This window comes from Maribacter sp. 2-571, from assembly GCF_050589625.1.
Taxonomy (GTDB): domain Bacteria; phylum Bacteroidota; class Bacteroidia; order Flavobacteriales; family Flavobacteriaceae; genus Pelagihabitans.
Genome location: NZ_JBNGOP010000019.1, coordinates 50,959 through 76,463 on the forward strand (window position 1 = coordinate 50,959; position 25,505 = coordinate 76,463).

Annotated in this window: 13 protein-coding genes and 3 pseudogenes; 8 read left to right on the forward strand and 8 right to left on the reverse strand. The window is 46.2% G+C overall.

Translation table 11 applies throughout. From position 1 onward, the window contains the following. Positions 1 to 29 precede the first annotated feature (29 nt). Positions 30 to 935, reverse strand: a complete 906-nt coding sequence (locus ACRD7P_RS14055) for an IS1595 family transposase (RefSeq protein WP_430908267.1) — start codon at positions 933 to 935, stop codon at positions 30 to 32. A gap of 154 nt (positions 936 to 1,089) precedes the next feature. Between ACRD7P_RS14055 and ACRD7P_RS14060 the strand changes: the two genes are divergently transcribed. Both ACRD7P_RS14060 and ACRD7P_RS14065 read left to right on the forward strand, forming a co-directional pair. Beyond that, positions 1,090 to 1,365 (forward strand): transposase family protein, encoded by a 276-nt coding sequence (locus ACRD7P_RS14060; RefSeq protein WP_430908268.1) that lies wholly within the window; start codon positions 1,090 to 1,092, stop codon positions 1,363 to 1,365. A gap of 373 nt (positions 1,366 to 1,738) precedes the next feature. After that, positions 1,739 to 1,870: pseudogene (locus tag ACRD7P_RS14065) on the forward strand (transposase); the annotation flags it as partial. A gap of 57 nt (positions 1,871 to 1,927) precedes the next feature. Here the strand turns inward: ACRD7P_RS14065 and ACRD7P_RS14070 are convergent. The 4 genes and pseudogenes from ACRD7P_RS14070 to ACRD7P_RS14085 all read right to left on the reverse strand — a co-directional run. Then, positions 1,928 to 2,518, reverse strand: a pseudogene (locus tag ACRD7P_RS14070) (IS982 family transposase); the annotation flags it as partial. 278 nt (positions 2,519 to 2,796) lie between these two features. Further along, on the reverse strand, positions 2,797 to 6,393 hold the full coding sequence (locus ACRD7P_RS14075; protein ID WP_430908269.1) for a VCBS repeat-containing protein: 3,597 nt from the start codon (positions 6,391 to 6,393) through the stop codon (positions 2,797 to 2,799). Positions 6,394 to 6,659: 266 nt separating this feature from the next. Next, positions 6,660 to 8,168, reverse strand: a complete 1,509-nt coding sequence (locus tag ACRD7P_RS14080) for a RagB/SusD family nutrient uptake outer membrane protein (RefSeq protein WP_430908270.1) — start codon at positions 8,166 to 8,168, stop codon at positions 6,660 to 6,662. Positions 8,169 to 8,198: 30 nt separating this feature from the next. Then, positions 8,199 to 11,429, reverse strand: coding sequence for a SusC/RagA family TonB-linked outer membrane protein (locus tag ACRD7P_RS14085; RefSeq protein ID WP_430908271.1), 3,231 nt, complete (start codon positions 11,427 to 11,429; stop codon positions 8,199 to 8,201). Positions 11,430 to 11,880: 451 nt separating this feature from the next. On the opposite strand from ACRD7P_RS14085, the gene ACRD7P_RS14090 reads away from it, so the two are divergent. Further along, positions 11,881 to 12,054: a transposase family protein gene (locus ACRD7P_RS14090; RefSeq protein WP_430908272.1), complete on the forward strand. Its 174-nt coding sequence runs from the start codon at positions 11,881 to 11,883 to the stop codon at positions 12,052 to 12,054. Positions 12,055 to 12,450: 396 nt separating this feature from the next. Here the strand turns inward: ACRD7P_RS14090 and ACRD7P_RS14095 are convergent. Beyond that, positions 12,451 to 13,212: pseudogene (locus ACRD7P_RS14095) on the reverse strand (IS256 family transposase). A 231-nt stretch (positions 13,213 to 13,443) separates the two neighbouring features. Next, positions 13,444 to 14,481, reverse strand: a complete 1,038-nt coding sequence (locus tag ACRD7P_RS14100) for a nucleoside hydrolase (protein WP_430908273.1) — start codon at positions 14,479 to 14,481, stop codon at positions 13,444 to 13,446. Between the two features lie 152 nt (positions 14,482 to 14,633). Here ACRD7P_RS14100 and ACRD7P_RS14105 point away from each other — a divergent pair, with 152 nt between their 5' ends. The 5 genes from ACRD7P_RS14105 to fucP all read left to right on the forward strand — a co-directional run bounded on the left by ACRD7P_RS14105 (position 14,634) and on the right by fucP (position 22,857). Further along, positions 14,634 to 15,668, forward strand: coding sequence for a LacI family DNA-binding transcriptional regulator (locus tag ACRD7P_RS14105; RefSeq protein WP_430908274.1), 1,035 nt, complete (start codon positions 14,634 to 14,636; stop codon positions 15,666 to 15,668). Positions 15,669 to 15,836: 168 nt separating this feature from the next. Then, positions 15,837 to 17,591, forward strand: coding sequence for an L-fucose isomerase (locus ACRD7P_RS14110; RefSeq protein WP_430908275.1), 1,755 nt, complete (start codon positions 15,837 to 15,839; stop codon positions 17,589 to 17,591). Between the two features lie 18 nt (positions 17,592 to 17,609). Beyond that, the gene (locus ACRD7P_RS14115) at positions 17,610 to 19,280 is read left to right on the forward strand and encodes a ribulokinase (RefSeq protein ID WP_430908276.1); all 1,671 of its coding nucleotides are present in this window, start codon (positions 17,610 to 17,612) and stop codon (positions 19,278 to 19,280) included. 25 nt (positions 19,281 to 19,305) lie between these two features. Further along, entirely contained in the window at positions 19,306 to 21,465 is a 2,160-nt protein-coding gene (locus ACRD7P_RS14120) for a hypothetical protein (protein ID WP_430908277.1), read from the forward strand. Between the two features lie 54 nt (positions 21,466 to 21,519). Then, positions 21,520 to 22,857 (forward strand): L-fucose:H+ symporter permease, encoded by a 1,338-nt coding sequence (gene fucP / locus ACRD7P_RS14125; protein WP_430908278.1) that lies wholly within the window; start codon positions 21,520 to 21,522, stop codon positions 22,855 to 22,857. A gap of 332 nt (positions 22,858 to 23,189) precedes the next feature. Here fucP and ACRD7P_RS14130 read toward each other — a convergent pair whose 3' ends face one another. Next, positions 23,190 to 25,265 (reverse strand): alpha-amylase family protein, encoded by a 2,076-nt coding sequence (locus ACRD7P_RS14130; RefSeq protein WP_430908279.1) that lies wholly within the window; start codon positions 25,263 to 25,265, stop codon positions 23,190 to 23,192. Between the last annotated feature and the right edge of the window lie 240 nt (positions 25,266 to 25,505).

The window sequence follows — 25,505 nt, forward strand, 5'->3', positions numbered from 1 at the left end:
GATTAACGAACTCATTTAGACTTTTGCCTTTATTGACTTAAGCGTTTAAGCATTAATGTTCTTGAAATAACATGGCGGGGATGCACCATTCTCTTCACGAGATTGTCGAACATCCCTTCTTTCATGAAACTGCGGTTGAACCTATAGCAGTATTCGTCGAGATCGTCCTGAAGGTACCCTATGTGGTGGTGTATGCCCCGGAGCCATCCTTTCAGGTTCATCACGGCGCGATGTAGCTCCGGGAAATTGCTCCTCTTTCTGCCCGACGGTATGCCCGCCAGGTTCTCGAAGGTCTTGGCCAAGGGGCCATAGCCGGTCCACTGATCTGTGGTGACCTTTGCGCCAGTGGCGATGTGGCCCTTCTTGAAACCGCCCAAGGAAGCTGCATCGGCCTTGGGTATCTCCCATGCGTACAGCCTGTAGACGCCCTTTTTCTTTTTCTCGATGCCGACCACTACCAACTTCTTGGTCCCGTTCTTCCTGCCCCGGATCCCTTCCTCCTGTCCACCGAACACGGTCTCGTCCACCTCGGCCGTACCGGTTATGGGATAGTTGCCCGAACTTTTCATTGCCTTTATCACTTTTCGCTTGAAGGCCCAACAGGTCTTCTGCCCAAGATCGAACTTACGGGAGAGCTCGGTCGAGGTAATGCCCTTTTTGTTGGTCGACACGAAGTACACGATGTAGAAGGCCTTCAGGATGTCGAACTTGACCTTATGGAAAAGGGTGCCCGCCGTAAGCGACTCGTCGTAGCGGCACGAGGTGCACTGGCGGGAGCGGGGCATGCCGCCCTTGCAACTTCTGCCATGCCCACATCTTCGGCAGTTGAATCCATCGGCCCACTTAAAATCCGCGAGGTGGGAAAGACGGCTGTCGCCATCGGGGTAACGCTCTTGGAATTCGAAAAGGGACAGGCTTTTGAATCTTAGCTCCATCTTTCTTGTGTATTTTTACCCTAAATTAAGTACTTTGAAGCTCTTGGCAAAAAGCCCAGGACAAAAGCATTTAAAAAATCTGTGATTTGATTTGGATTCTTCTCGCCATCTCGTTAGGTTAATATAATGTTGATTTTGCCAGGGGTTCAAAAAAATGGCACATAATCTAGTATCTATCGATCGCAAAAGACTTTTCACCGAACATTTCAAGGACATAGAAGATTCCCGTCGCACCCACAAAGGCAATTTCCTCCATCCGTTGACGGACATACTGTTGTTGGTGGTATCAGGCGTTGTCAGTGGGGCGGACGATCGGGAGACGGTAGTTCTGTTCGGGGAGAACCAGCTGGATTGGTTGCGCCGGCAAAGTCCCTTTTCCAACGGGGTTCCCTCGCCCGATATGCTGAAGAAGGGTCTTTTCGGCCCTTGACACCAAGGCCTTCAACAGTAGTTTCATGGGGTGGGCCTCGGCTCTGTGCGAACTCTCCCCGGGTAGAGTTGCTATATTAGACTGGACATATACTCTATCAAAAAACAAATTATCAGGCCACTTTTTTTGCTGAGCCGTTTACATTCTTTTCTCTTGGATCTAGGCAGATGTAGTCTGGTCGGTATGGTTTTTTATTTTTTATTACGCTATATACGGTCCTTAGAAGTTTGTTTGACACGTTGTTCATAATCAGGAAATGGGGCTTTCCTTCCATCTGTTTTCTCTGGTAATACAATCTATATTCTTTAATGTATCATTCTGGGGGAAAATCCCTCGCCTTTAGGCGAAGACTTTAGTTTTATAATTTTGTGTGATGCAGAACTATCGAAAGACATCGCATACGACCTATGATTGCAAGTACCATATAGTCTTGATAACCAAATATAGGAAAAAGGTTTTGGGCGGCGAGGTCGGAAGACGGGTCCGTGAGCTTCTACGGGAGGTATGCAAGCGCAACAATGTCGAGATTCTGAAGGGGCATGTTTCGATAGACCTGCATCGGTTCCTTTCCTATGTAGCCCTTGCCCGCATGGCCATTGCCGAATATATTTTTCAGGAAGTTGCCCTTTTTGAAAGGTTCCCTGTCATCGACATGTGCCCGGGAGATGCGGAACTCCAGAATCTCGCCCTTCTCGTTGATCAACAGGTGCAACTTGAAGCCGTAGAACCATCCCATGGTGGACTTCCCCGTAGTGGCCGCCCCCTGGAAGACCCTGTTCCTTTTTATCCTTTTGTTGTTGCACACCCTGATCTTGGTGGAATCTGCAAAGGAAATACCGGTACATTTGCCCATTGCCGTGGTCTTTAGGAACAAGGTCATTGGCAAAAGGCACCTGCCCATAAGTTCGGTGAACCGGTTGTAGGAAACGGTCCTGGGGAAATCCGCCTTCATGTGCAGCTTTACATGGTCAAGGTGAAAGTGCTTGAAGGTACGGTAGCCGCTCAAGTGGAAGAGCGCCATTATGGTAATGACCTCCGCCTTGGACATAATGGGCGGGCGTTTGGAAGGGTTGCCCAAGAGGTTTTTCTCGACAATCTTGTCGTATTCCTTGCAGAACTCGTCCACAAGACAGCCCCGACTCCTCGGGGTCAGTAACCTGAAGGTTTGAAAACATGGCGGATTTTTTCTGTTAACTAATTGTTTTAGAATACTTTCAGTTACAAAAATTCCGCCTTTTTTCCTATATGAAGGCTATCATATATTAATCGAACTCAGGTTTGAAGATACGAATTATAGCAATGAATATCAAGGGGTTAGACTACTGCTGAATATCCCTGGATATTCCATTCTTTAAATCGGAATCGTTTGGGACACTATTGATAAACAATGTAAGACCCCCGCTAAACTTACCCACTTATGGGAATCGTTTCTCAATTTTGCGCGGAATGTAGGATTGCATCCGTACTTGGGGCCACTTCACGCTGTTTACCCTGGGCATCGGTTATGACTATTTTTTGCATCATCGGTTTCACTTCAAGGGATCTGGAACTTTGCGAATAATATCCTGAACCGTAGGGAAATTCAAGCAGCTCGATTCGACCGTCTTGGTAAAACATCTTGGCACGTTGATCCAAAGGTCTGAGTTTTATGGTTTTTAAGGGCGTTTGTCTCGGAATGCCAAAGACTTTAAGACTATCGTCGTTCACGGAAATCAAGTTCAAATAGGAACCGTCGTAATATCTAAGACGAACCAGCGCCTTGGCATCGCCATCAATGTAGAAATTACTCGTATCCAAATCGGAAACTTGAAAGTTCCCGTCTCCATTGCCTATTAAAAGCAATCCAAAGGAAGCGTCTTGCCATCCGGAAAAGACTTCGGGACTGTGCGAGTTCCCTACGGCCAGAATATCGGGAATACCATCTTCATTAAAATCTTGTATCAGCGTTCCGTAGATGGGGGCGATTTGGGCCTGATAGGGCAGCGGCACCAGTTCAAAACCTTTTTCGCCCTTATTGATCAAACAGGCGTTATAGGAATAGTTCCATGAAAACACCTTCGCCTCTTGAAGTACACCGGAGGGTAAAATATCCGTTATACTGGCAGAAGCATAATCCCGGTAGGTGGGCAGCGCTTTTTTTAACGCGACAAGTTGCTTGTACAAGTCGTCCCGTAAATGTATCGGAACCTCACGACCGTCACGGTAATGGGTCATAATGGGATCTATGACACCGTTTTTATCGAAGTCTTTTGCATAGATTCGAACAGGTTCCTCCGATGTTGGGCGGAATCTGGAATTGAGTCCAAAATTTCCCAGAACATAATCCATATCGCCATCTTGGTCCAGATCGTGGCCGTTAATACTATTCCACATCCCTTTTATTTCGGATAGTGATTGCGTATCTATTTTTTCCAATTTACCCTTTCGGTTTTTGAAGATAGTAAGGGGCATAAATTCACCGACCACTAGAAGATCTTGCCAGCCATCATTGTCATAATCGGACCATACTGCACTTCGAACGATGCCCAATGTCTTCAGTTCTGGCAAGATCGAATCTGCAAGATTGGTCAGAATAGGTTCATGTGGTCTTTGCGTGTCGTTTTGTAGCAGCATGCTCTGGGCGGGCAACGGGTATGCCTCTGGTTGAGAGGCGCCTCCGACAAAGATATCGAGGTCCCCGTCCTTATCGTAATCCGCAGCGACCGCACATGAGCCGTTTACTTTGGGAAAATCAAGAGCGGCGTTCTCAAATATTCGATTGCCGAGATTCAGCAATAAACGATCTGCGTAAAATCGGCTCTGTCTTCCGTTCTCAACACCACCACTGACAATATAAACGTCAAGGTCGTTATCGTTGTCGATATCGAGGAGCAAGCTAGCCTGATCTTCGTATAAAGGCGTATCTTCTATCAACAGACCTGCAAAAGTGCCACTTTTGTCTTGAAAGAATAGCTTGCCGGATGAGCCCTTTGCACCGCCGACATAAAAATCCTCAAGGCTATCTTGATCTGCATCGCCGACGGACAACGACGGCCCTAGTCTTGAGAGTTTATGTGGAATCAGGATTTGGTAATCAAAATCATTAAAGGGTGTTTCCTGGTGAACATAATCAAGCCCCTTTATGTTGGCCGGATCGAAAAGCTTTTGAACCAACGAAGACCTGTCCGAGCCCTTGGGAACCTTTGAGCCGGCCTCTTTGGAAATGACGATTCGTTGATTAGGTTTAACATCGCGGAGCATTTGGTTTGTTCCGTCGGGCCAGGTAATATCGATTTGATCTATTATCGAATCGCTACCGAGCCCAAAGGTGGCAATGGAACTCACGGAAGACATAAAGCCTTTTGTTGGGTAATTGATATGTGATACAATGCCCTGAGAGGTTTTAAAACTGATTTTGCTGCCTATCGCCGCTGCGTTCGGTCGATTTCCTTCCAAAATCACTTGCAAATAATTGTTATCTCGATGTGTTGAGGTTATGGTGCGGTTTTCATAGATATAAGCGGCTTCGTTGATGTTGTTTACGATAAGGTCCAGGTCACCGTCGTTATCAAGATCGGCATAGGCCGCTCCATTGGAAAAACTGGGCCTGGTAAAACCCCACTCCTCACTTTTGTCCTCAAAAAGGAGATTCCCCTGATTATGGTACAGCCGATTTGGAAGGTGTATGCCTTTCTGGGTTTTCAGGGACTCAAGATAGGCGGCGTCATCCCGTTTTCTTTGGTTGCCAAACGGATCGGTATCATCGTAATTGACAAAATCCAGATCGTTCACATCCTTCAAGAAACCATTGGTAATGAAAATATCTCGCCAACCATCAAGGTCCAAATCGGGCATCAGGGTACTCCAACTCCAGTTCGTATTGGAGACATTTGAAAATCTTCCGATCTCGCTAAACTTCCTGGGGACGGAATCCCGTAAACCGTTGTTCAGTTGTAAGGTGTTTCTTTGATATTGATCTACGTATCCGACTTTTTTCCGTGTATCGAATCCGAAATGATCGATAGACGGGTACATCATTTTCATCCTCTCATCCGCTTCGGGAAGCATATCAACGACCATAAAATCTTGCAGGCCATCATTGTTGATATCCGAGACATCGATACCCATGGAGGCAAAACTCGTATGGTTCACATAATCACGGATGCGGTCGGTAAAGGTCCCGTTGCCATTATTGATATAAATAATATCGTTCGTGACATAATCGTTCGCTACGTAGATATCGGGTTTGCCGTCTTGATTGAAATCATGTATCGCCAAACCGAGACTAAAACCTTCCAAAGTGATACCGGCCTCTTGCGAAACATCGGTAAATATTGGATGGCCGTCGCTTCCCAAACCGTCGTTTCGATAGAGGCGATCGGTGCGTTCAGGCCTCCCTTGCGGTTTGAGGCGGATAATGCGATTGGCTTCCGACCCGATATAACCAGTGGGGTAGTTCACGATCATGAATATATCAAGATCTCCATCCCCGTCATAGTCGAAGAATGCCGACTGTATGGTATGAGTGGTATCATTGAGATGGTACTGGGCCGCGCTTTCCTCAAAATGCAGTTCGCCATTCGTATCCAAGCCTTTGTTCAAAAAGAGTAGATTGGCCCTATCATTTCCGGATTTGCCTCCGGAGACGCTACAATAAATATCGTCCCAACCATTTTGGTCGATATCAACGACGGTCACCCCGTTTACCCAAGAACTCGTTCCGACCCCTGCCTCGGCAGTTTTATCCAAAAAGCTGAATGGTTCGGTCTTTCCGTTGTTCAGATATAACTTTGAGGAAACCAAGTTTCCTGCAAAATATAAATCTTCAAAGCCATCCTTATCAAAATCGGCAACGGCGACTCCTGCACCATTGTACATATTTACATAATCGAAGACGTTGACGGCATTTTCGTCTATGGTGTTCTGAAATTCGATTCCAGTTTCGGAAGCTTTTAAAAGCGCAAACTTTTTTGAATCCTTCGTGCCTTGTTTGCAGCCAACTAAAAGGAGCCCAATACATATAAGAATATGGTATTTGTAATAATACATTGTGAGAAGAAAGTTATACTTATTAAAACCCATAATAGGCGTTGGAAAATCTATTACAGCTCCAAGCTACCAAGAATACCGTCGCTTAACTACTTTTTTTCATTTCGCCGTAGCCCCGAGGATTCGGGGCTATGCCAAAATTAAGAAAAAGTCGGTATTCCTTATATCTTGAAGCTTCACCACGAAGCTTCAATGCATAATGCGGATTAAAAAAGAAACCCATGAAAAAAATCATGGGTTTCCTAAAACTAACTCAACTAACTCAATTAATATCCAGGCTTTTGATCGGCGGGGGTGAGTGCCGGGTTATTATCCATTTCATCCAAGGGAATAGGCAAAAATTCATGTCTAGGCTCATAATTAGGACTAGGTGCCCCGACTTTACCGGCCCTGAACCAACGCTTGATATCCCTAGTTCGTGCTTGTTCAGAACATAGCTCTATACGACGTTCGTGTACAATGGCGTCGAACATTTGATCTGTGGTGCCAGTTGGATACGCAGCCGTTGGTAAGGGTGGTACCCCTGCACGTTCCCTAACCTGATTTACATACCCCAAAGCCAAGGCCGTTGGACCGTTTTGTTCATTCTCTATTTCGGCCATCATCAACAAAACGTCTGCATAGCGCAATAAACGCATGTTAATACCCGAAAACATTTCCGGTACGGACATTTGATAATCATAACCGTATTTTTTCCAGTGTACACCATTCTCAATGCCTTGGGCAATATCCCCTGGCTCAAAAACATCTTCGTTCTCGGGGCCATGGGTATCGCCGTATTCAAGGAAACAAAGCGGATATCGTGGATCACCCTCTTCAAACGCTGCAACCAATTCGTCTGACGGTACCACGTTGTGCCAAATAAAGGGCGTATATTCTTGGGTTCTGTACTGTACCGCTTTTTGAGGTCCGCCCCAAACATTGGCCAAATTACGTTGAAATTGCACCTCAAAAATTGACTCTATATTGTTCTCGTTCTCCTCCCTATGGTTGTCTTCGTAATTAGCGGCCAAACTATAGTCACCTGAATCGATCACTTTTTGAAGTACGCTTCGGGCAGCGGTAAAATCGTCAAAGTACATATAGACACGCCCTAACAAGGTTTGTGCGCTTCCCTTGGTGACCCTTCCCATGTTTTCTGTACCGCGATATGCAGAAACACTGGGTAAAAATTCCTCGGCTCTTGTCAAATCTTCAATGATTTGATCGCGGATAACCTGCTCTGATTCGGCCAAGGGTACCCCGCTGGTAAAATCCTCGACAGGGGTCAACGAGAAGGGCACATTACCCCAGTAGGTGATGAGTTCAAAATAGGCCCATGCCCGTAAAAATTTGGCTTCGGCTACCAATAAATCAACCTCTCCTTGCGGTAACTCGTCACTAACCTTGTCGGGTAGCGTATTGATGACCAGGTTGGAGCGAAACACAATGCGATACAAACCTTTCCAAGCCGGTGAAATAAGACCGTTGCCCGGATCGATATCGTAGTTCAACAATTGTGCCCGTTGCGATTCTAGCTGAGGTCCGGCCGATTTAAGTTCATCGCCGAGTGTATCGACCAACCACCACCATTCCCGGGCCACCGATTCGTTTTCCTGCAAACCGGCATAAATGGCAAAAACAGCGGCTCGGGCCTCTTCAACGGTTTCAAAGGAATTTGAGATACTTGGGGCAGAAGGATTGCCCTCTGCCAAAAACTCATCATCACAGCTAAATGTGACCATCGTGGCGCACAACGCAATGGCCACACTCTTAAATGTTGCTAACTTTTTCATTTTTTCTATTTTTATTTTCATAACAAAATTTTAAAAAGCGACTTCTACACCTAAAATAAAAGTTGAAGGCACGGGTATCGCACTGTCATCCACTCCATTTGAAAAAAGAGCGTCGTTCGGATTACTGACACGACCCTGTACCTCTGGATTGTAACCAGAATAGCCCGTAAAGGTCAGTAGATTTTGCGCTTGCGCGTACAATCTAAGCTTTGAAAACGGACTGTTCTTTAATTCTGGAAATGTATATCCCAAAGTTACGAATTGTAACCGTACAAAATCCCCATTCTCGACCCAGCGGTCAGAGAGAACGGCATTTGCTTGTCTTGCCTCCCGAGCTCCCGTTTCTTGGTTGATCCCAAAGGTTCTAGGAATATCGGTATTTGTATTTTCCGGTGTCCAAGCATTGAGTACCTCCGTACCCATGTTGAACAAACGGGTCATCCCCTCGGTGTAGTACCGATTTGAATGTAGCACTTCAAAACCAAAAGAACCTTGCCAGTTCATGGCCAAATCAAAGTTTTTGTACGACATATTGGTGTTGAGTCCAATGGTAAAATCTGGCAAATAATGGCCTATATTGACCCGGTCTTCGCCGGTAACCACACCATCGCCGTTGATATCCTGATAGCGAATATCTCCAGGGCCTACATCCGCCCCTTGCCGTGTGGCATTGGAATCTCCCGTAAGTTGCGCAGCTCTGGCGTTATCGGCATCAATTTCAGCTTGTGTCTGATAAATGCCATCGGTTCGTAAACCAAAATAATGTCCAATGGGTTCGCCCACTACTGCCCGCGTTTGAGGGGCACCCGTATTTTGAAAATTTTCCCCAAAGATACTGGCACTTTCATCGCCACCTAACGACGTTACCTCATTATCCACAAGCGAGGCAACCGCACTGACCGACCATTTTAATTCGTTATCTTGGTTCGTATAGCCCGCTGAAAAATCCCAACCGCTGTTTTCGACTGATCCCACATTTGCCAACGGACGATTATCCACACCTGTTGAATTCGGTATCGGTACACTAATAATCAAATCGTTTGCCGTGTTTTTAAAATACTCTCCGCTAAAATAGAATTTACCACCGAAGAACTCCGCATCGAGACCTACGTTGATTTTTTCCACTTCTTCCCATTGCAAGCGGGTATTAAAAAGTGCGTTTTGAGTTAAACCGGTAACCACACTGCCGTCTCCTAAATCATAGTCAAGATTGGCGACAACGGTAGGATCCCAAGTGTAAGCACCCGTTGCCGTGTTTCCGTTGATACCCCAACTACCTCTCAATTTCAGATTGGTAACGGTCTCCCGTAAGCCTTCGAAGAAACCTTCTTCGGAAATCGTCCAACCTGCAGAAGCTGAAGGAAAGATACCTACATTATCATCAGGGGCAAAACGCGAAGATTGGTCACGACGAATAGAAGCGCCAAGCAAATACTTGCCTTTATAGTCATAGTTCAATCTTCCAAAATAAGAGATGATACCTGTTTCTTCGAGAACGACCTCGGCCCTCTGGTCTTCTCCTGGCGAAAGGGCAGGGTTTCGAATATTTTCGTTCGGAAGCGCCGTTGCTTCAGCTCTCACACGCTCGTTACGAAAGGTTTGAATCTCGTAACCTCCTAAAAGATCAAGATTATGATCACCAAAATCTTTGTTATAATTCAAAGTAGCGGTTAGAATAGGTGAGACAAAAGTAGTTTTGGTTCTTTGATATGTAGCGACAGGGTTTTGATTAAATCCTATCTCCCCAGCATTATAAGTTGGTAAAAAGAACTGTGACTGGATAAAAGCACTTTCTCCGGCCACGGCCAATTTAGCAAACAGGCCATTAGCCACTTCGTATTGCCCAAAGGCGGTAACCAGAACCTTGGTCGAAGTTTGTTCGTCATCGATCAAGGATTCGCGTAGTACGGGTTGAAAGGGGTCGGCTCCGTCAGCATTATCTGTACCTCTAAACCCTCCCGGTCTACTGGCATCCCGAACCGGTATGTAGGGCATCATCTGCAAGGACCGACGAATTGAGATCCCATCGCCTTCGGGTTCGTTTAGACTATTGCGGGACAAAATTATGGATGACCCCATTTTGAATTTACCCAAGTTTGCTTGAATATTCGCATTGAAATTAATTCGTTTGAAATACGAATTCACTATAACACCGTCTTGCTCGAAATACCCCCCGCCAAGATTGTAGGTTACGTTATCGGTACCCCCTGAAAAGCCCAACTGATACTCTTGAATGCCCCCTAAAGGCATAACAGCATCTTGCCAATCGGTCTCGACTCCCCGAAACTCTTCGCTGGGGCTCCCTACTCGAAAATCCATCTCATCAAAATCATAGTCGTCAAATCGGGCTGGTTCAACAATAAAATCATTTAATGTAAAATTGATGTATTGATCGGTATTCAAAAGATCGTAGCGTCTTCTTTCAGGAACTTTCTGAATACCATAATAGGATTTAAAGGTCAATTTACCGGGACCTCTTTTTCCTTTTTTCGTAGTGACGAGTACCACCCCGTTTGCACCACGTGAACCATAGATGGCTGTACTTGCCGCATCTTTGAGCACGGTGATGTCTTCAATGGCATCAGGCGCTACATCGTTCAAACCCCCTTGGCCGACCGGAATACCGTCGATTACAAAAAGCGGATCACTGTTTAGTACGGAACCCAAACCGCGTATACGAACCGTCGGGTTCGCACCCGGCACACCGCTTTGCACCACATTAACCCCGCTCACCCTACCTTGTAGGGCTTGTTCGGCACGGACAACGGGCAATTCCGCAATTTCCTCCCCTCCTAAGTTCGCTACCGCGGTCGTTACTTTTCTTCTACTTTGGACCCCATAGGCCACGACCACGACTTCATCCAATTGCGAAGTGCCTGGCTGGAGGGTAGCGTTAATGGTGGTTTGACCGTTAACAGCGATTTCCTGGGATTCGTACCCAATGTAAGAAATAAGCAGTACCGCATCGCTACCTACTTCAAGGGAATAATTACCATCAAAATCGGTCTGGGTACCATTTGTAGTACCCATCTCCACGACACTGGCCCCTGGCAACGGTACGCCGTCCTGATCGACGATTGTACCCGAAACCCGTGTGTCCTGAAATAGGGCCGAGGTCGGGGCGGTAACGGTTCGGGCGGCGACCGATATCGGCATACAGAGTAAGACGGCCATACCGAGCGCGACTAGAAAGGTCCTATACGACCGATTGTGGCGTCCAATGGACTGGGCAAGACTTGCAGTTAGTAGTTTGTTGGTCATTGTAAAACAGAATTAGTATTAATGAATTAATGCGTTTTTCGATTCCTTTATTTACACAATGGCGTATGACTTGAAGTTGCTCATTAAATACAACCAATAGGAATTTAAGGTTAATCGTTTAAGCTTCAAAGAAAACATTTTTTTTGATATTTTCATAATAAAATTAACAAATTCTCAGTGCAAACCCATACTTTTTGAAGATTTCATTTTTTAATAAAAAACGCTTTAAATATTTGAATTTCAGTCAAATGTTTGTTGTTTTTGTGTTTATTTTTTGTATTTTGTATTGATAGTCAACAACTTATGCCCGATGGAAACAACCAGCAACTCCAGGTCTATTTTTAGCGGTCTAGACGACCCTAGAAGCAATATTAACAAGCTTCTTAGATTGGATGACATTCTTCTTATCGGTATAATTTCGGTCATTTGTGCGGCAGATAGTTGAAAAGATATGGAAACATGTGCCAAGGCAAGAGAAGATTTTTTGCGTTCATTTTTAAATCTACCAAATGGTATTCCCTCCGATGATACCTTTAACCGTGTATTCTCCGCTATAGACCCAGATCAATCTGAGCATTGTTTTACAAAGTGGGTCTTATACGATTTGCGAGATAACATTTCGTAATTTGAATATGGGAAAACACATATCATTTGAGGTATTGGAGACTTCATCACAGTTACGTTCTATGATACGTAAAGAATCGCGTTGTAAGAATGTTTTGCGATTACAATCGTTGCTTCACATAAACGAAAAGACCTTTGCAAAGCAATGCGATAGGGCAACTCATTTAGGTTATAATGTCCGCACAATGGAGTTATGGTTAAAGACATATAAAGAAGCGGGTATCGAAACCATGTTGATCGGTTCAAGGCCCAGAAAGGCTAAAAGCGTAAAATCACCAAAGCTGTCCACACTTGTCTGTCCAAAAGGTTGAACGATAGCTATCAAGGTTTTGAGAGCTATGTTCAGGCAGTAAGTTGGGTCAAAGAGCAATAGGGTATCAGCTACCCGTACAATACACTACGCGAATATATGCCCGATGCTCTTGGGGTATATGGCCTCCATGGCCTTGTCGAGCCCCTTTAGGTTGTCGGAGCACAGGAAAAAGATGTCCGCCACGCCCCTTTGGCGCAACCCTGCGAGTATGGCCATCCATTCCGATGTCTTCTCGGTCTGGACGATGTCAAGTTAGAGGATGTCCTGCTGGCCGGAAAGGTCAACGCCCAAGGTCACCATACAGGCCTTGGAGACCACCTTGCCCTCACGGCGTATCTTGTAACGTACGGCATCCATCCATACAATGGTGTATACATCCTCCAAGGGCCGTTGCCGCCATTGGGCTATCTCCGAGAGCAATGAATTGGTAATGACCGATACTTGCGAGGTAGAGTATTCCACACTATAGGTCCGCTCCACAAAATCAACAATGTCGGCATTGCCCATTCCCTTTGCGTATAGCGGCAAAATACAGTCTTGGAGCTCTTTGGCCATGGTTCCGTGCTTGGGCGCGGTAACAGGCTCGAAACTGCCCTGGCGGTCACGGGGCACGTTGATGCGCTGCTTGCCCATAGCCGTTTTCAAGGTCTTTTGGGAATGGCCGTTACGGACATTGCCCGTAGGCGATACAGCTCCTTTTTCATGGCCAAGGTGTGCCGTCATCTCTGCTCGGGGCAGGGACTCCACACCATGTTTGAAGAGCTTTTCTCGAACCTCCTCCAATTGGGCCTTGTCGGAAAGCTTTCCGACAAGGCCATTCAATAAATTCTCAATTTCTGGATTCATAGGTATACTGATTTTTATGTTAAAGGTATACCTATGTTTTCGTTACCATTTTCCAAACCAAATTAAGGGTAGAAACACAAAATATTGTACAGTTCCAAAACGGGATCCAAATTTGAAACCACTTTTTTTCAGTTATTTTGAAGACTGATTAGTTCCTGTATCGACTATTCCGGAAGGGAACGATTGGTATTCGACAGTACTCCCCCGGAAACAATGTAAGATCGGACGCGGCTATTCCCGTTGATGCAGGGCTTCGGTCATCAATAAAGGCTCTATGACCCCGTCCGCATAGGTTTTTGGGTCCATTTTTGGCCTAAGATACGTATGGTCCTTGTCCGGATCGGAAACCCAGCGGTTGGTGCCGTCCTCCATGACCATATTGGAGCCTTCGGTCACCACATCAAAATAATCTTGGGTGCCCGTCACCGCAACCTGTACCGTAATGATGTCCCATATCGACCATGGTGCAATTTCTTCTGCCGATGATAAACCGGTCCACTCTGGAGGGTTTTTAAAAAAATAGCCATACCCTGCCTTTAAAATATGGTCATCGTGCCATTCGTTTATCCTGGTACCGGTGCCGTAACCAAATTTGGCCTCCCCTATTTTACCGCCATTAAAGATCATGGGCCGGGTGCAGTTTTCCACAACATATTGGGTAACGCCCGGACCGCCATGTTTAAAGTTGGCCTCATTTCTTGTCGGGTCCAGATAATTGCCGCCCATAATATAAAAACGGGCCACTTTTTGGGAAACAAGGTTCATACCGTTCAAATTGGAATAATCGTCCGGTGCCGATTGCAACAGCGCATAAATGTTGTTCAGGCGACCTGTAACGACAACGGTAATACTCGTATCTTTTGCAGTTGCCAACAGTTTTCGATAGAGCGGGGTAGTTTTCATGGCCGTAGCATGGGAAACCTTGCTTTCGTATTCTTTTCCAAGAAACCAAGTATATTCTTCTTTGGCAAAAGGGGTCCCTTCATGCGCGCCGATAGGAATGTCCGGTCGTCCAAAATAGGTATTTACCGCATCGATACCGGCAACATGATGCTCCATGGACCATGAGGACATTACCGCTGCTATCGTACAAAGGTTTTGATCGGCGTAGGTGTGCAGGGCATATAATGCGCCCAGATCATCGATGTCCCCACCCATATCGGTATCAAAAATAATTTGGGGCAGGTTTTCCGTTTTGGACTGTGCGAAGCAAGATGCGCCGAGCAGTGAAAGGAGACAACAAAAAAGGATCACTTTGCTTTTCAACATATTCTTATAGGTTTAAAGACGATGCGGATTCTCTCGAATCAGCGACTTTAAAAATACACAAAACACAGGAAAACAGGTGCTATTTCAATCTTCATTCGGCGTTTTTGCATATTTTCCGGCATTTCATTTATATTTGTTAAACTCGCCAAACCATGAAGAAAAAGCAAGTTTCCCTTAAAGACATCGCCAAAGAAGTTGGCGTTTCCATAGCCACAGTGTCCTACGTGCTTTCGAAAGGGAAGGACAGCAGGGTCAGTGAAGGGATGTCCCAAAAAATTCGAGAAGTAGCCAAACGGCTCAATTATCAACCGAACAGTATCGCCCAAAGCCTTAAAAGTGGTACCACCAATACCATAGGGTTGGTATTGGCGGACATTGCCAACCCGTTTTTTGCCAACCTTGCAAGGGTAATCGAGGACGAGGCGGCAAAATTTAATTATACCGTGATATTTGGTAGTTCCGATGAAAAGGCGGCCAAATCCAAACAGCTGATCGATTTTCTGTCGAGCCGTCAGGTCGATGGTTTTATTATCGCCCCTTCCGAAGGCTCTGAAGAACAAATAAAAACGCTACAGGAGCAACAGATTCCAGTGGTGTTGATCGACCGTTTTTTTCCAAAAATACCGACGGATTTCGTTATTATCGATAATTACGACTCTTCTTATAACATCGTAAAACAATTGGTGCGGTGCGGGCACCGCCGCGTGGGAATGTTGGCCTACGTCAATCGCCTTTTTCACATGCAAGAGCGTATTCGCGGATACCGAACGGCCTTGGAAGACTATGGTTTGGAGCCCGATCCCGAATGTTTGGGAGAAATCTCCCATGAAGAGGTGAAAGAGCAGACCGAGGCAGCAATTGATAAAATGCTAGCTTCCGATAACCCGATCGATTCTATTTTCTTTTCGACCAATACCTTGGCCATTTACGGGCTGAAGCATTTGGATAGCCTAAACATTAAAGTTCCCGAAGATATTGCAGTGGTCAGTTTTGATGAAGGGGAAGCCTTCGATTTTTATTACTGTCCCTTGACACATGTTAGGCAGCCATTGGAGGAAATGGGCAAAGAAGCGGTACGATCATTATCCAATCGGATCAAAAATCCCGATACTCCACAACAAACGATCTGTTTACCGGCCAAGCTCATCGTTAGGGAATCCTCCGGCGCGGTCCCTAAAGACGCATAGTGCATTACCGCCCGGTTTTTAAAGAGATTATTTTTTAGTTTAAACGATTAAGCATATCTTTGATTTTAGGTTTTTTTCTTATGATGTGGGTAATTTCTGATGTTGGAACGACCTGTGATTAGGTGAAGACAAATCATTTTTTGAATAAAGTAAACCAAGTTATAACTTATGTATCCAAAAATTGGAATTCGCCCCATTATAGATGGCCGATTGGGCGGCGTACGAGAGTCATTGGAGGAAACTACAATGAAAATGGCGCAAAATGTGGCCAAGTTTTATGCTGAAAACTTGAAGTATCCCGACGGTACCCCAGTGGTATGCGTTATTGCCGATAGTTGTATCGGAGGGGTCAAGGAAGCTGCCGATTGTGCTACAAAATTTAAGTCTGAAAATGTAGGGGTATCCCTTTCCGTAACGCCCTGTTGGTGCTATGGAACGGAGACGATGGATATGGATGCCGCCATACCCAAGGCAATTTGGGGCTTCAATGGTACCGAACGCCCCGGTGCAGTATATTTGGCCGCAACCTTGGCCGGCCATAACCAAAAAGGTTTGCCGTCTTTCGGGATATATGGTAGGGACGTTCAGGATTTGGGGGATGAAGCCATTCCGGAAGATGTACGTGAAAAACTATTGGGCTTCGCAAAAGCGGGACTGGCCGTTTCCATAATGAAAGGCCGCTCATACTTGGCCATAGGAACAGTTTCCATGGGAATCGCAGGTTCTGAAATTCAATCGGACTTTTTTCAGTCCTATTTGGGAATGCGGAACGAATATGTGGATTCTTCAGAAGTGTTGCGAAGGATAGAACACCGGATTTACGATGCCGATGAATATGAAAAAGCATTGCAATGGACCAAGGAACATTGTAAAGAAGGCGCCGACTTTAATGAGGAAGAGAAACAGCGATCACGCCAACAGAAAGATGAGGACTGGGAGTTTGTAGTGAAAATGACCTTGGTGATCAAGGACCTGATGGATGGCAACCCTAAACTTGCGGATATTGGATACGGTGAAGAAGCCTTGGGGCATGATGCCTTGGTGTCCGGTTTTCAGGGACAGCGACAATGGACCGATTTCTTGCCGAACGGGGATTTTTCCGAAGCGATACTCAATTCTTCTTTTGATTGGAACGGTATACGTAAACCCTATATGGTTGCTACGGAAAACGATTCGTTGAACGGAATTTCGATGTTGTTCAATTACCTGTTGACCAATATGGCACAAATTTTTGCAGATGTACGTACCTACTGGAGCCCTGATGCGGTGACTAGGGTTACCGGATGGTCTCCTAAGGGTCGTGCCAAGGAAGGGTTCATCCATTTGATCAACTCCGGTTCGGCCACTTTGGACGGTTCCGGACAACAACGTGCCGATGGGAAGCCCGTTATGAAACCATTTTGGGAAATTTCGGAGCAAGAGAAAGAAGCCTGTTTGGACGCTACCACATGGTACCCAGCGGATTTAGGCTATTTCCGGGGTGGTGGCTATTCGTCCAACTTCCTTACAAAAGGGGAAATGCCCTTGACCATGTGCCGCATCAATCTCGTAAAGGGATTGGGTCCGGTATTGCAAATTGCCGAAGGGTGGAGCATCGATTTGCCGGAAGAAGTCCACGACACCTTGGACGTCCGTACCAGTAGAACCTGGCCGACCACCTGGTTCGTGCCCAACCTCACTGGTGAAGGGGCGTTTACCGACGTATATACCGTAATGAACAACTGGGGCGCCAACCACGGTGCCATCAGTTATGGACATATCGGAAAAGACCTGATTACCCTGGCCGCCATGTTGCGCATACCCGTTTGTATGCACAATGTTAGCGAAGAAAAAGTGTTTCGTCCCTCCGCATGGAACGCCTTTGGAATGGATAAGGAAGGTCAGGACTACCGCGCCTGCGAAACCTATGGGTCGCTTTACTAATCAAAAAAAGAAGACGACATGTCGGATCATGACAACTACGTAATCGGGGTCGATTATGGTACCGCTTCCGTACGCTCCATTGTAGTGAACACGGCTAATGGTGAACAGCTGGCCGCCGCGGTGGCCACGTACGAGCGTTTTTCAAAAGGAATGTACTGTAACGCCGCCGAAAATCAGTTTCGGCAACACCCATTGGACTATATCGAAGGTCTGGAGCGGTCGGTAACCGCGGCATTGTCCCAATGTGACGATACCGTTAAAAAAAACATTCGCGCGATTTCCGTGGATACTACCGGATCTACCCCAGTGGCGGTCGATGAAACCGGTACCCCTTTGGCGTTGACCCCGGGCTTTGAAGACAACCCGAACGCAATGTTCTTTCTTTGGAAGGACCATACCGGTATACGGGAGGCCGAAGAGATCAACGAACATGCGAAACGTCAAGAAACCGATTACCTCAAATATGTAGGGGGTATTTACTCTTCCGAATGGTTTTGGGCAAAACTGTTGCGCATGCTCCGGGAAGACGCACAAGTGGCAAAAGCCGCCCATTCCTGGGTAGAACATTGCGATTGGATCCCGTTTTTATTGACGGGGGGTACCGATGTGAAAAAAATTAAAAGAGGTGTTTGCGCCGCTGGTCACAAAGCATTGTGGGCCAAAGAATGGAACGGATTTCCACCGGACGATTTCTTTACCGGAATAGATCCCTTGCTAAAGGGCTGGTCGGGCCGGTTGCCCCAAGATACATTTGCCGCTGATCGTCCCGCAGGGCGGTTGAGCGAAACGTGGGCAATGAAATTTGGGTTGAGCACCGATGTCCAAATAGGTATCGGTGCCATGGATGCCCATATGGGAGCCGTAGGAGGGCAAATTGAGCCCTATTACATGAGCAAGGTGATGGGAACTTCTACCTGCGATATGTTGGCCCTGCCGACGGAAGAGGTCGGCTCGGTCCTGGTGGACGGTATCTGCGGACAGGTTACCGGTTCCGTAATTCCGGGTATGATAGGAATGGAGGCGGGACAATCCGCTTTTGGCGATGTATATGCCTGGTTTCAGCAAGTATTGGCATGGCCGCTAAAAAACTATAGGGACAACCTGGGAGCTACCGATAAAGCGGAAACCTTGGCGGTACTGCAGCATATAGAAGATTCGCTATTAAAAGAACTCAACCGGTCCGCCGAGAAAATTGAACTCACCGAGGGGTTGGAACTGGCGTTGGATTGGCTGAACGGACGTAGAACGCCCGATGCCGATCAATCGGTAAAAGCCGCTATAACCGACTTGAGCCTTGGTTCCGATGCACCCCATATTTTTAGGGCCTTGGCGGAAGCGACCTGTTTTGGGGCCAAGAAAATCGTGGAACGTTTTACGGACCGTGGTATTCCCATAAAGGGAATTATCGGTGTTGGCGGGGTGGCAAAAAAAGCCCCTTTCATCATGCAAATGATGTCCGATGTATTGGAGCTTCCGATACGCATACACCGATCCGAACAGACCTGCGCCTATGGTGCCGCAATGTTCGCAGCTACCGTAGCCGGAATTTATCCCGATGTACAACAGGCGATGAAACAGATGGGGCAGGGTTTTGACGAAACCTACCGTCCCAATGAAGAACGGTCGGTCATTTACAAAAAACGCTATGCAAAGTACTTGGAATTGAGCAACTTTGTGGATTCGAAATAGATAGATTTGCCTAACAATTGAAAAAATGAACAAATCAGTGATACAGTCGATAGTTTTACCAGTACATGCCATCAAAACCGGGCTACTGCTTTTAAGTATTTTTCTTGTCGCCTCTTGCAAAACGACCGGAGAAGAACCCGAAAAGCAGATCAAGGACCTATCGCAAAATGCTTCCTTGGAGTTTGAAGAACCTACGCGGCAAATACACTTGGATTTTCACACCTCCCAGTATATCGATAGTATCGGATTTAAGTTCGACAAAAAACAGTTCCAAGAAGCACTCCAGGTAGGGAAGGTGAACGCCATCAATATTTTTGCAAAAGGGCATCATAGCTGGAGTTACTATCCGACCAAAATAGGAATGGTGCACCCAAAACTGGATTTTGATCTGTTGAAAGCGCAAATTGAAGCCTGTAGGGAAATTGACGTTGAAGTTTTCGCATACTTTACCGTAGGTTGGTCCGCAAACGACGTAAAAAAACATCCCGAATGGGCCGTTGTCGGAAAGGATGGTTCCAATGTTCATAGAGACCAATTGAAAGCATTGGGGCCCGACGATCCTTTCAGGGGATGGGAGTATCTGGAACCTTCCGGGGAATATGCCGAGTTGATCTATGCCCAGACGGAGGAACTGATCAAAAATTACGATTTGGACGGGATCTGGTACGACATTCACGAACCGGAAAAGATGAACTTCAATCCTTGGAGCCTTAACGATTACAAGCAGCGGGGTATCGATATCAACGACTCCTTAGCTATAAAAAAACGTACTTACGAGAAGTATAATACGTTTTTTGAAAAAACGGGCGAGATCATTAAAAAATACAAACCGGAAGCGACCATTTACTATAACGGTACTACCCGAACCTATAACACCGAGAACATTAAGTTGTTCAAACACGGTTTCTTTGTACACAATACCAAACACGACTTGGAAGACCTGCCTACCGCTTGGGGCGGATATGATATTTTTCCATGGCGGTCCAAGTATTTTGCCAATACCGGAAAGGATATTGTTGCCATGAGCGGTAAGTTTCATAAAGCTTGGGGTGAATTTGGAGGATTCAAACATAAGGATGCCCTTTTGTATGAAGCGGCGTCCATGGTCGCTTTTGGCGCGTCGTGCAATATGGGCGACCAATTGCATCCTTCGGGAGAAATGGACATGGGTACCTATGAAAACATCGGTTACGCTTTTGACTATGTGGAAAAAATAGAGGATTATGGTGTCGGGGCCGACCATGTTGCCAAAACGGGGCTATATATAGGGGAAGACCTGACCGCCATTGAGGGGGCGGTCGCCATGCTATTGGAGAACCAGGTGAACTTTAATGTCGCCAATACCATGCAGGATTGGTCGAACTTGGAAGTTTTGGTCATCACCAGCGGAGGGGTCCTTGATCGGGACGTTTCCAAGGTAAAGGAGTTTGCGGCAAAAGGCGGAAAGATCATCGGATTGGGAGAAGGGATCTTAAAGAATAACGAACCGATCGTGGATATTGGTGCGGAATATGTTGGACCAGCCGATTACGATATCGATTATACCGTAGTGGAAGCGTCCATTGGAAAGGGATTGGTGTCCTCACCATTTTTAAACTACACCGCGGCGTTACGGGTAAAACCAAAGGAGGGGGCGTCCGTGTTGGCGAGCATACGCGAACCCTTTTTCTCAAGAACGGTTACGCATTATAGTTCCCATAACAACACACCCAACCGTTTGGATACCGCCGAACACCCCGCCGTAATCCGAAACGGAAACATTATATTTATAGCGCACGATATTGATCGTCAATACAGTAGGGAAGGTGCCCGGACCCACAGAGATCTCTTTTATAACAGTTTACAGCTCCTACGAACGCAACCTATGGTAACGACCGAAATGCCGAGTATGGGCCGATTGAACCTGTTGCACCAGCCGGAACAAAAACGGTATGTGGCACATTTACTTTACGCCTCACCTATTCAAAGGGGTTCGGTAAGGGTAGTGGAAGATTTGGTGCCGCTTTACGATACCCACGTAACCTTGGACCTTCCAGAATCGATAACGGAGGCCTATTTGGTGCCCTCCGGTGAGGTATTGTCCATAGGAGAAGTTGAAGACGGTCGAATATTGGTGACCGTTCCAAAATTTGAATGCCATACCGCGATCGTACTCGAATATGGTGAAGCCGATGCGGTAGAATAACGTAATAACTTACTTTGCCAATACCTAACGATATCGTTTACTAAACAAGCTATTATGTCCGAAAGCACTAAAATTCCAGTGGTACGAAAAGAACTGTTGTTCCCTTTCATTGCCATAACCTCCCTATTTTTTTTGTGGGGTATTGCGAACGATCTCACCAATCCAATGGTGTCGGCCTTTAAAAAGGTAATGCCCGAACTTTCGAACTTTGAAGCTGCATTGGTACAATTGGCCTTTTACGGGGGCTATGCGACAATGGCCATACCGGCCGCTATTTTCATACGCAGGTATAGCTATAAAAAGGGTATTCTGCTAGGGTTGGTGCTCTATGCAATTGGGGCCTTTCTTTTTTATCCCGCGGCGGCTTATGAAGCCTTCGGTTTTTTTCTGGCATCCTTGTATATTCTTACTTTCGGCCTGGCCTTTTTAGAAACGACCTCCAATCCCTTTATCCTATCCATGGGAGACCCGGAAACGGCGACCAGAAGGCTTAACCTTTCACAGGCCTTTAATCCGATGGGGTCTTTATTGGGCATGTTGGTGGCGCAACTTTTTGTCATTCAATCCTTGCGTTCCGATGACTATTCTTCGGAGGCCTATGCGGCCTTGGGACAGGTGGAAAAGGCGGCCATTCGTGAAAACGACCTTGGGGTCATCAGCTATCCTTATATTGCCCTGGGTATTTTGGTAGTGGTTATTTTGTTAATCATCATGTTTACCAAATTCCCCGTATTTCGGGAAGAATCCAAAATGTCCCTAAAAACCTCCTTCCGTAAACTGATGGGCAACCGCCATTATTATGAAGGGGTTATAGCCCAAGCGTTCTATGTAGGGGCCCAGATCATGTGTTGGACGTTTATTTTCCAGTACGTAGATCATTTGAACGAAAGCCGTGAAGCTGGAGCGCAGTTGACGGCGACGTGGTACAATATGGCCGCAATGATCTTTTTCCTTTCCGGGCGTTGGATCTGTACCTGGCTCATGAAGTTTGTGAAGGCACCAAAACTAATGCTCTATTTTGCCCTTGCAGGGGTGTTGTTCTGTTCGGGTGCCATTTTGTTGCCCGGAATGTTGGGACTTTATTCCCTTGTAGCGGTTAGCGGCTGTATGTCGTTGATGTTCCCTACCATTTACGGAATCGCCTTAAAAGGAATGGGCGATGAGGCAAAATTAGGATCTGCCGGTCTGGTGATGGCTATTGTTGGGGGTGCTTTGATGCCGCCCTTACAAGCGTCCATTCTCGATTGGGGCGGTCCCGGCTTTTCCGATGTTCAAATAGCGGGCAGTATCCCCGAAGTAAAGTTTTCGTTCATACTTCCATTGATCTGTTTGGCCGCTGTAGCGATATATAGTTTTCGCTCCCGGGCGGTAGTAGATGAATCCGCCGCTTAAAATAAACCAACATGGGCAAGGGCTACTTCCCCCATGTTATCCTATTTCTGATATTACCGTACATAAGGAATAAAGGAATCTTCAAGGGATAGGTTACCGTTAGAAATGGTAGTACTGCACTATTGTAGTCGTTAAAGGACCTTTAAGGTCATAGAGAAAAAAACGAATAAGAGTATAGTTGTAGTAAAGCGGTAAGCAGGAGAGGAAACCGTCGGTAGGATAACAATGAAAAACACAAAGCGCACGAACCATTTCGTGCGCTTTGTGTTTTTTTAAGGGCTATACCGGTAGTATTTGGAATAGCCCAATTTTATAATCAGCAATCGGTACTATCATTCGTATTTGAAAACGATTGCCGTATGCATGGTAAAGGTGGGTACAGTTACCTTAACGGCGCTTCCTTCTTGCGTAAAGGGCAAGCTGCTGCCCTCAGGTATTTGGATCACTTCCGTTATCTTTTCCGGTACATCTAGCGTTAGGGATACTCCCGGTACCGGTAAAAAGTCCTCCAGTACGCTTACATCGCCCCGTAACAACGGTGGGCCGTACAACAAATGGGTCACATAACGTTTGTCCGACGACTGTTGCAAAAGACTCACCCGACCTGCGCTAGGAAGCCGCTCCACGTTTAAAATTGGTTTTTGGTACAAGAGGCCAATCGCATTGTTTACAATATCCCGATGTAGCCGAACCCCTTTATCATAATACAATTGATCAAGCTGATGCGCAAAAAAGATAACGTTTCCATTTTTGACGATTGCCGGATAGGCCGAATCTTCCGTTTTGTACGGCGTTTCACGATGTCCGTTAAACTTGGCGTAGGTACGGTTGAAATACGGCTCCCGAATACTGGCCAAGGATTCCCCCGTTGTTAATTTTGATAAAAGTCCTGCGTCATAGTTCAAGAAGGGTGTGGACACGATGCCGTCGGTCAATTCTTTTTTGACTACCGTGTAATCGAATTGAAAATCGGATGGTTTTAGATATTCGGCGCCCACGTTCAATAGAAAGGCGTTCTCCTCCCGATTTAAGGCACCGTTGGCAAAAACGATCAATTTACCACCGTTTGCCACCCATGCATTTATGGTGTCGGCTTGTTCTTGGCTGAGGACCGCCCTACTGGGGATGATGAGCAGTTCCAGATCGTTTAGGTTTTTTTCGTCCGCAACGATAAAATCGTTATGGGTTTCCAATAACATGTTTACTACACCGTGGTCCGCTGCTTCGTCCAAGGTCAGCCACATGCCCAATTTGGATAAGGGCATTCCCCCGGGACCGTAATCCTCTATTTTTTCGACATACGAATAGGCATGTCCGATATTCTTATAGGTTTCCATATCCATTTCCCCGGAAGGATGCAGTTGGTCCCCAAAATTACAGGAAGCACCGTACGATATCATGGCGGCGGCTTCATACTTAATGGCATCGGGATCTTTAAAGCCTCCGAATTCGCCCCAGGCCATATGGAATTTACCGCTCATGCCGGTTGCCGGAACGCCTTGTTGCAAGTGGTACTTGGCATCCAATGGTAGTTTATTGTATCCGCCCCAAGTGGTCGGTAAGTCTTCAAGATCTTGATGGGTGTCCATGTCGAACAAACGTTCTTTAAAGAAAGAGGCGTCTTCAATTCGGGTTACGGCATTAAAATAGACCGTTGCTTCGGGGCGGTGTTTGGCCACTAGATCCCGTAAGGCTTTCATATGTCCTTTCAGCGCGAGGGAGTGGCTGCGTTCCACGGCTAGGGTATCCGTAATGTCGACCCCTTCTTTGGCCATTCGTTTTTTAGCGTTGTCATTGTAGTTTCTTTTCGCCACGTGATAAATATCGAACCAAAAACCGTCGAGGTCCGGATATTTTTTACAGATTTCGGTCACCTGTTTCATAATGTGATCGTGGTATGGGGTTCCGATACTAGGGTCGAGCCGCTCCCATAAATAGGTAGGGCGTTCCGTATCTCCGGGTGCTTCACGGTCGTAACCGGGAGCATTTATGGAACCGTCCTCGTCCCGAATCGTCCACTCCGGATGTTCCCGAACATCCAGTTCGCTCCAACCAATGGTGAAGTAAAAAGGAGCGGTAACCCCTATTTCATGGCAGGCCTCCAATTGCGCGCCCAACAGGTCGAAATCAAGGTTAGGGTGCATTTTTCCCACCTCGGTAGGGTAGTACGACCAACCGTGATGTCCTTTACTGAAAATATTGATGTGGTTTACCTTGCCCGTTTTTAGGGCTTCCTGAAACTGTTTTTTATCAAATTTTTTACCGATATCGGGTATATGCTCGGAGGTATGAAAATCAAGATGTACCTGCCTGGTGGGCATGGGCGCATCGATACTTCGCTGCGATTGGCCGCTCATTACGGTCGCAAAAGCAAAACAAATGATAAAAAAACATATCGGTCGGTTCATGACAAATGAATTTGATTAAACGTTTAACCCCCAAATATACTAAAGTTCTTTGTTCCTACGCCCAAATCTATAAATAAGTACAAAGCACCCATGAAAATATGAGGTTTTACTCGATAATCGAGATTTAAAAGACTCCGACGCTTGCGTCGAAATCAATGTTAATTTTCGTTCTAATGCCTCGTGGGCTTGCCCCGAGGTTGTTTACTGTTTTCCGAACGTTTTTAGAAAAGATAAAAGCGT

What these genes read in the sequence shown, in the direction of transcription:
- ACRD7P_RS14055 (WP_430908267.1), bottom strand. Translation starts at nt 935, where the DNA reads ATGGAGCTAAGATTCAAAAGCCTGTCCCTTTTCGAATTCCAAGAGCGT.
- ACRD7P_RS14060 (WP_430908268.1), top strand. Translation starts at nt 1,090, where the DNA reads ATGGCACATAATCTAGTATCTATCGATCGCAAAAGACTTTTCACCGAA.
- ACRD7P_RS14075 (WP_430908269.1), bottom strand. Translation starts at nt 6,393, where the DNA reads ATGTATTATTACAAATACCATATTCTTATATGTATTGGGCTCCTTTTA.
- ACRD7P_RS14080 (WP_430908270.1), bottom strand. Translation starts at nt 8,168, where the DNA reads ATGAAAAAGTTAGCAACATTTAAGAGTGTGGCCATTGCGTTGTGCGCC.
- ACRD7P_RS14085 (WP_430908271.1), bottom strand. Translation starts at nt 11,429, where the DNA reads ATGACCAACAAACTACTAACTGCAAGTCTTGCCCAGTCCATTGGACGC.
- ACRD7P_RS14090 (WP_430908272.1), top strand. Translation starts at nt 11,881, where the DNA reads ATGGAAACATGTGCCAAGGCAAGAGAAGATTTTTTGCGTTCATTTTTA.
- ACRD7P_RS14100 (WP_430908273.1), bottom strand. Translation starts at nt 14,481, where the DNA reads ATGTTGAAAAGCAAAGTGATCCTTTTTTGTTGTCTCCTTTCACTGCTC.
- ACRD7P_RS14105 (WP_430908274.1), top strand. Translation starts at nt 14,634, where the DNA reads ATGAAGAAAAAGCAAGTTTCCCTTAAAGACATCGCCAAAGAAGTTGGC.
- ACRD7P_RS14110 (WP_430908275.1), top strand. Translation starts at nt 15,837, where the DNA reads ATGTATCCAAAAATTGGAATTCGCCCCATTATAGATGGCCGATTGGGC.
- ACRD7P_RS14115 (WP_430908276.1), top strand. Translation starts at nt 17,610, where the DNA reads ATGTCGGATCATGACAACTACGTAATCGGGGTCGATTATGGTACCGCT.
- ACRD7P_RS14120 (WP_430908277.1), top strand. Translation starts at nt 19,306, where the DNA reads ATGAACAAATCAGTGATACAGTCGATAGTTTTACCAGTACATGCCATC.
- fucP (WP_430908278.1), top strand. Translation starts at nt 21,520, where the DNA reads ATGTCCGAAAGCACTAAAATTCCAGTGGTACGAAAAGAACTGTTGTTC.
- ACRD7P_RS14130 (WP_430908279.1), bottom strand. Translation starts at nt 25,265, where the DNA reads ATGAACCGACCGATATGTTTTTTTATCATTTGTTTTGCTTTTGCGACC.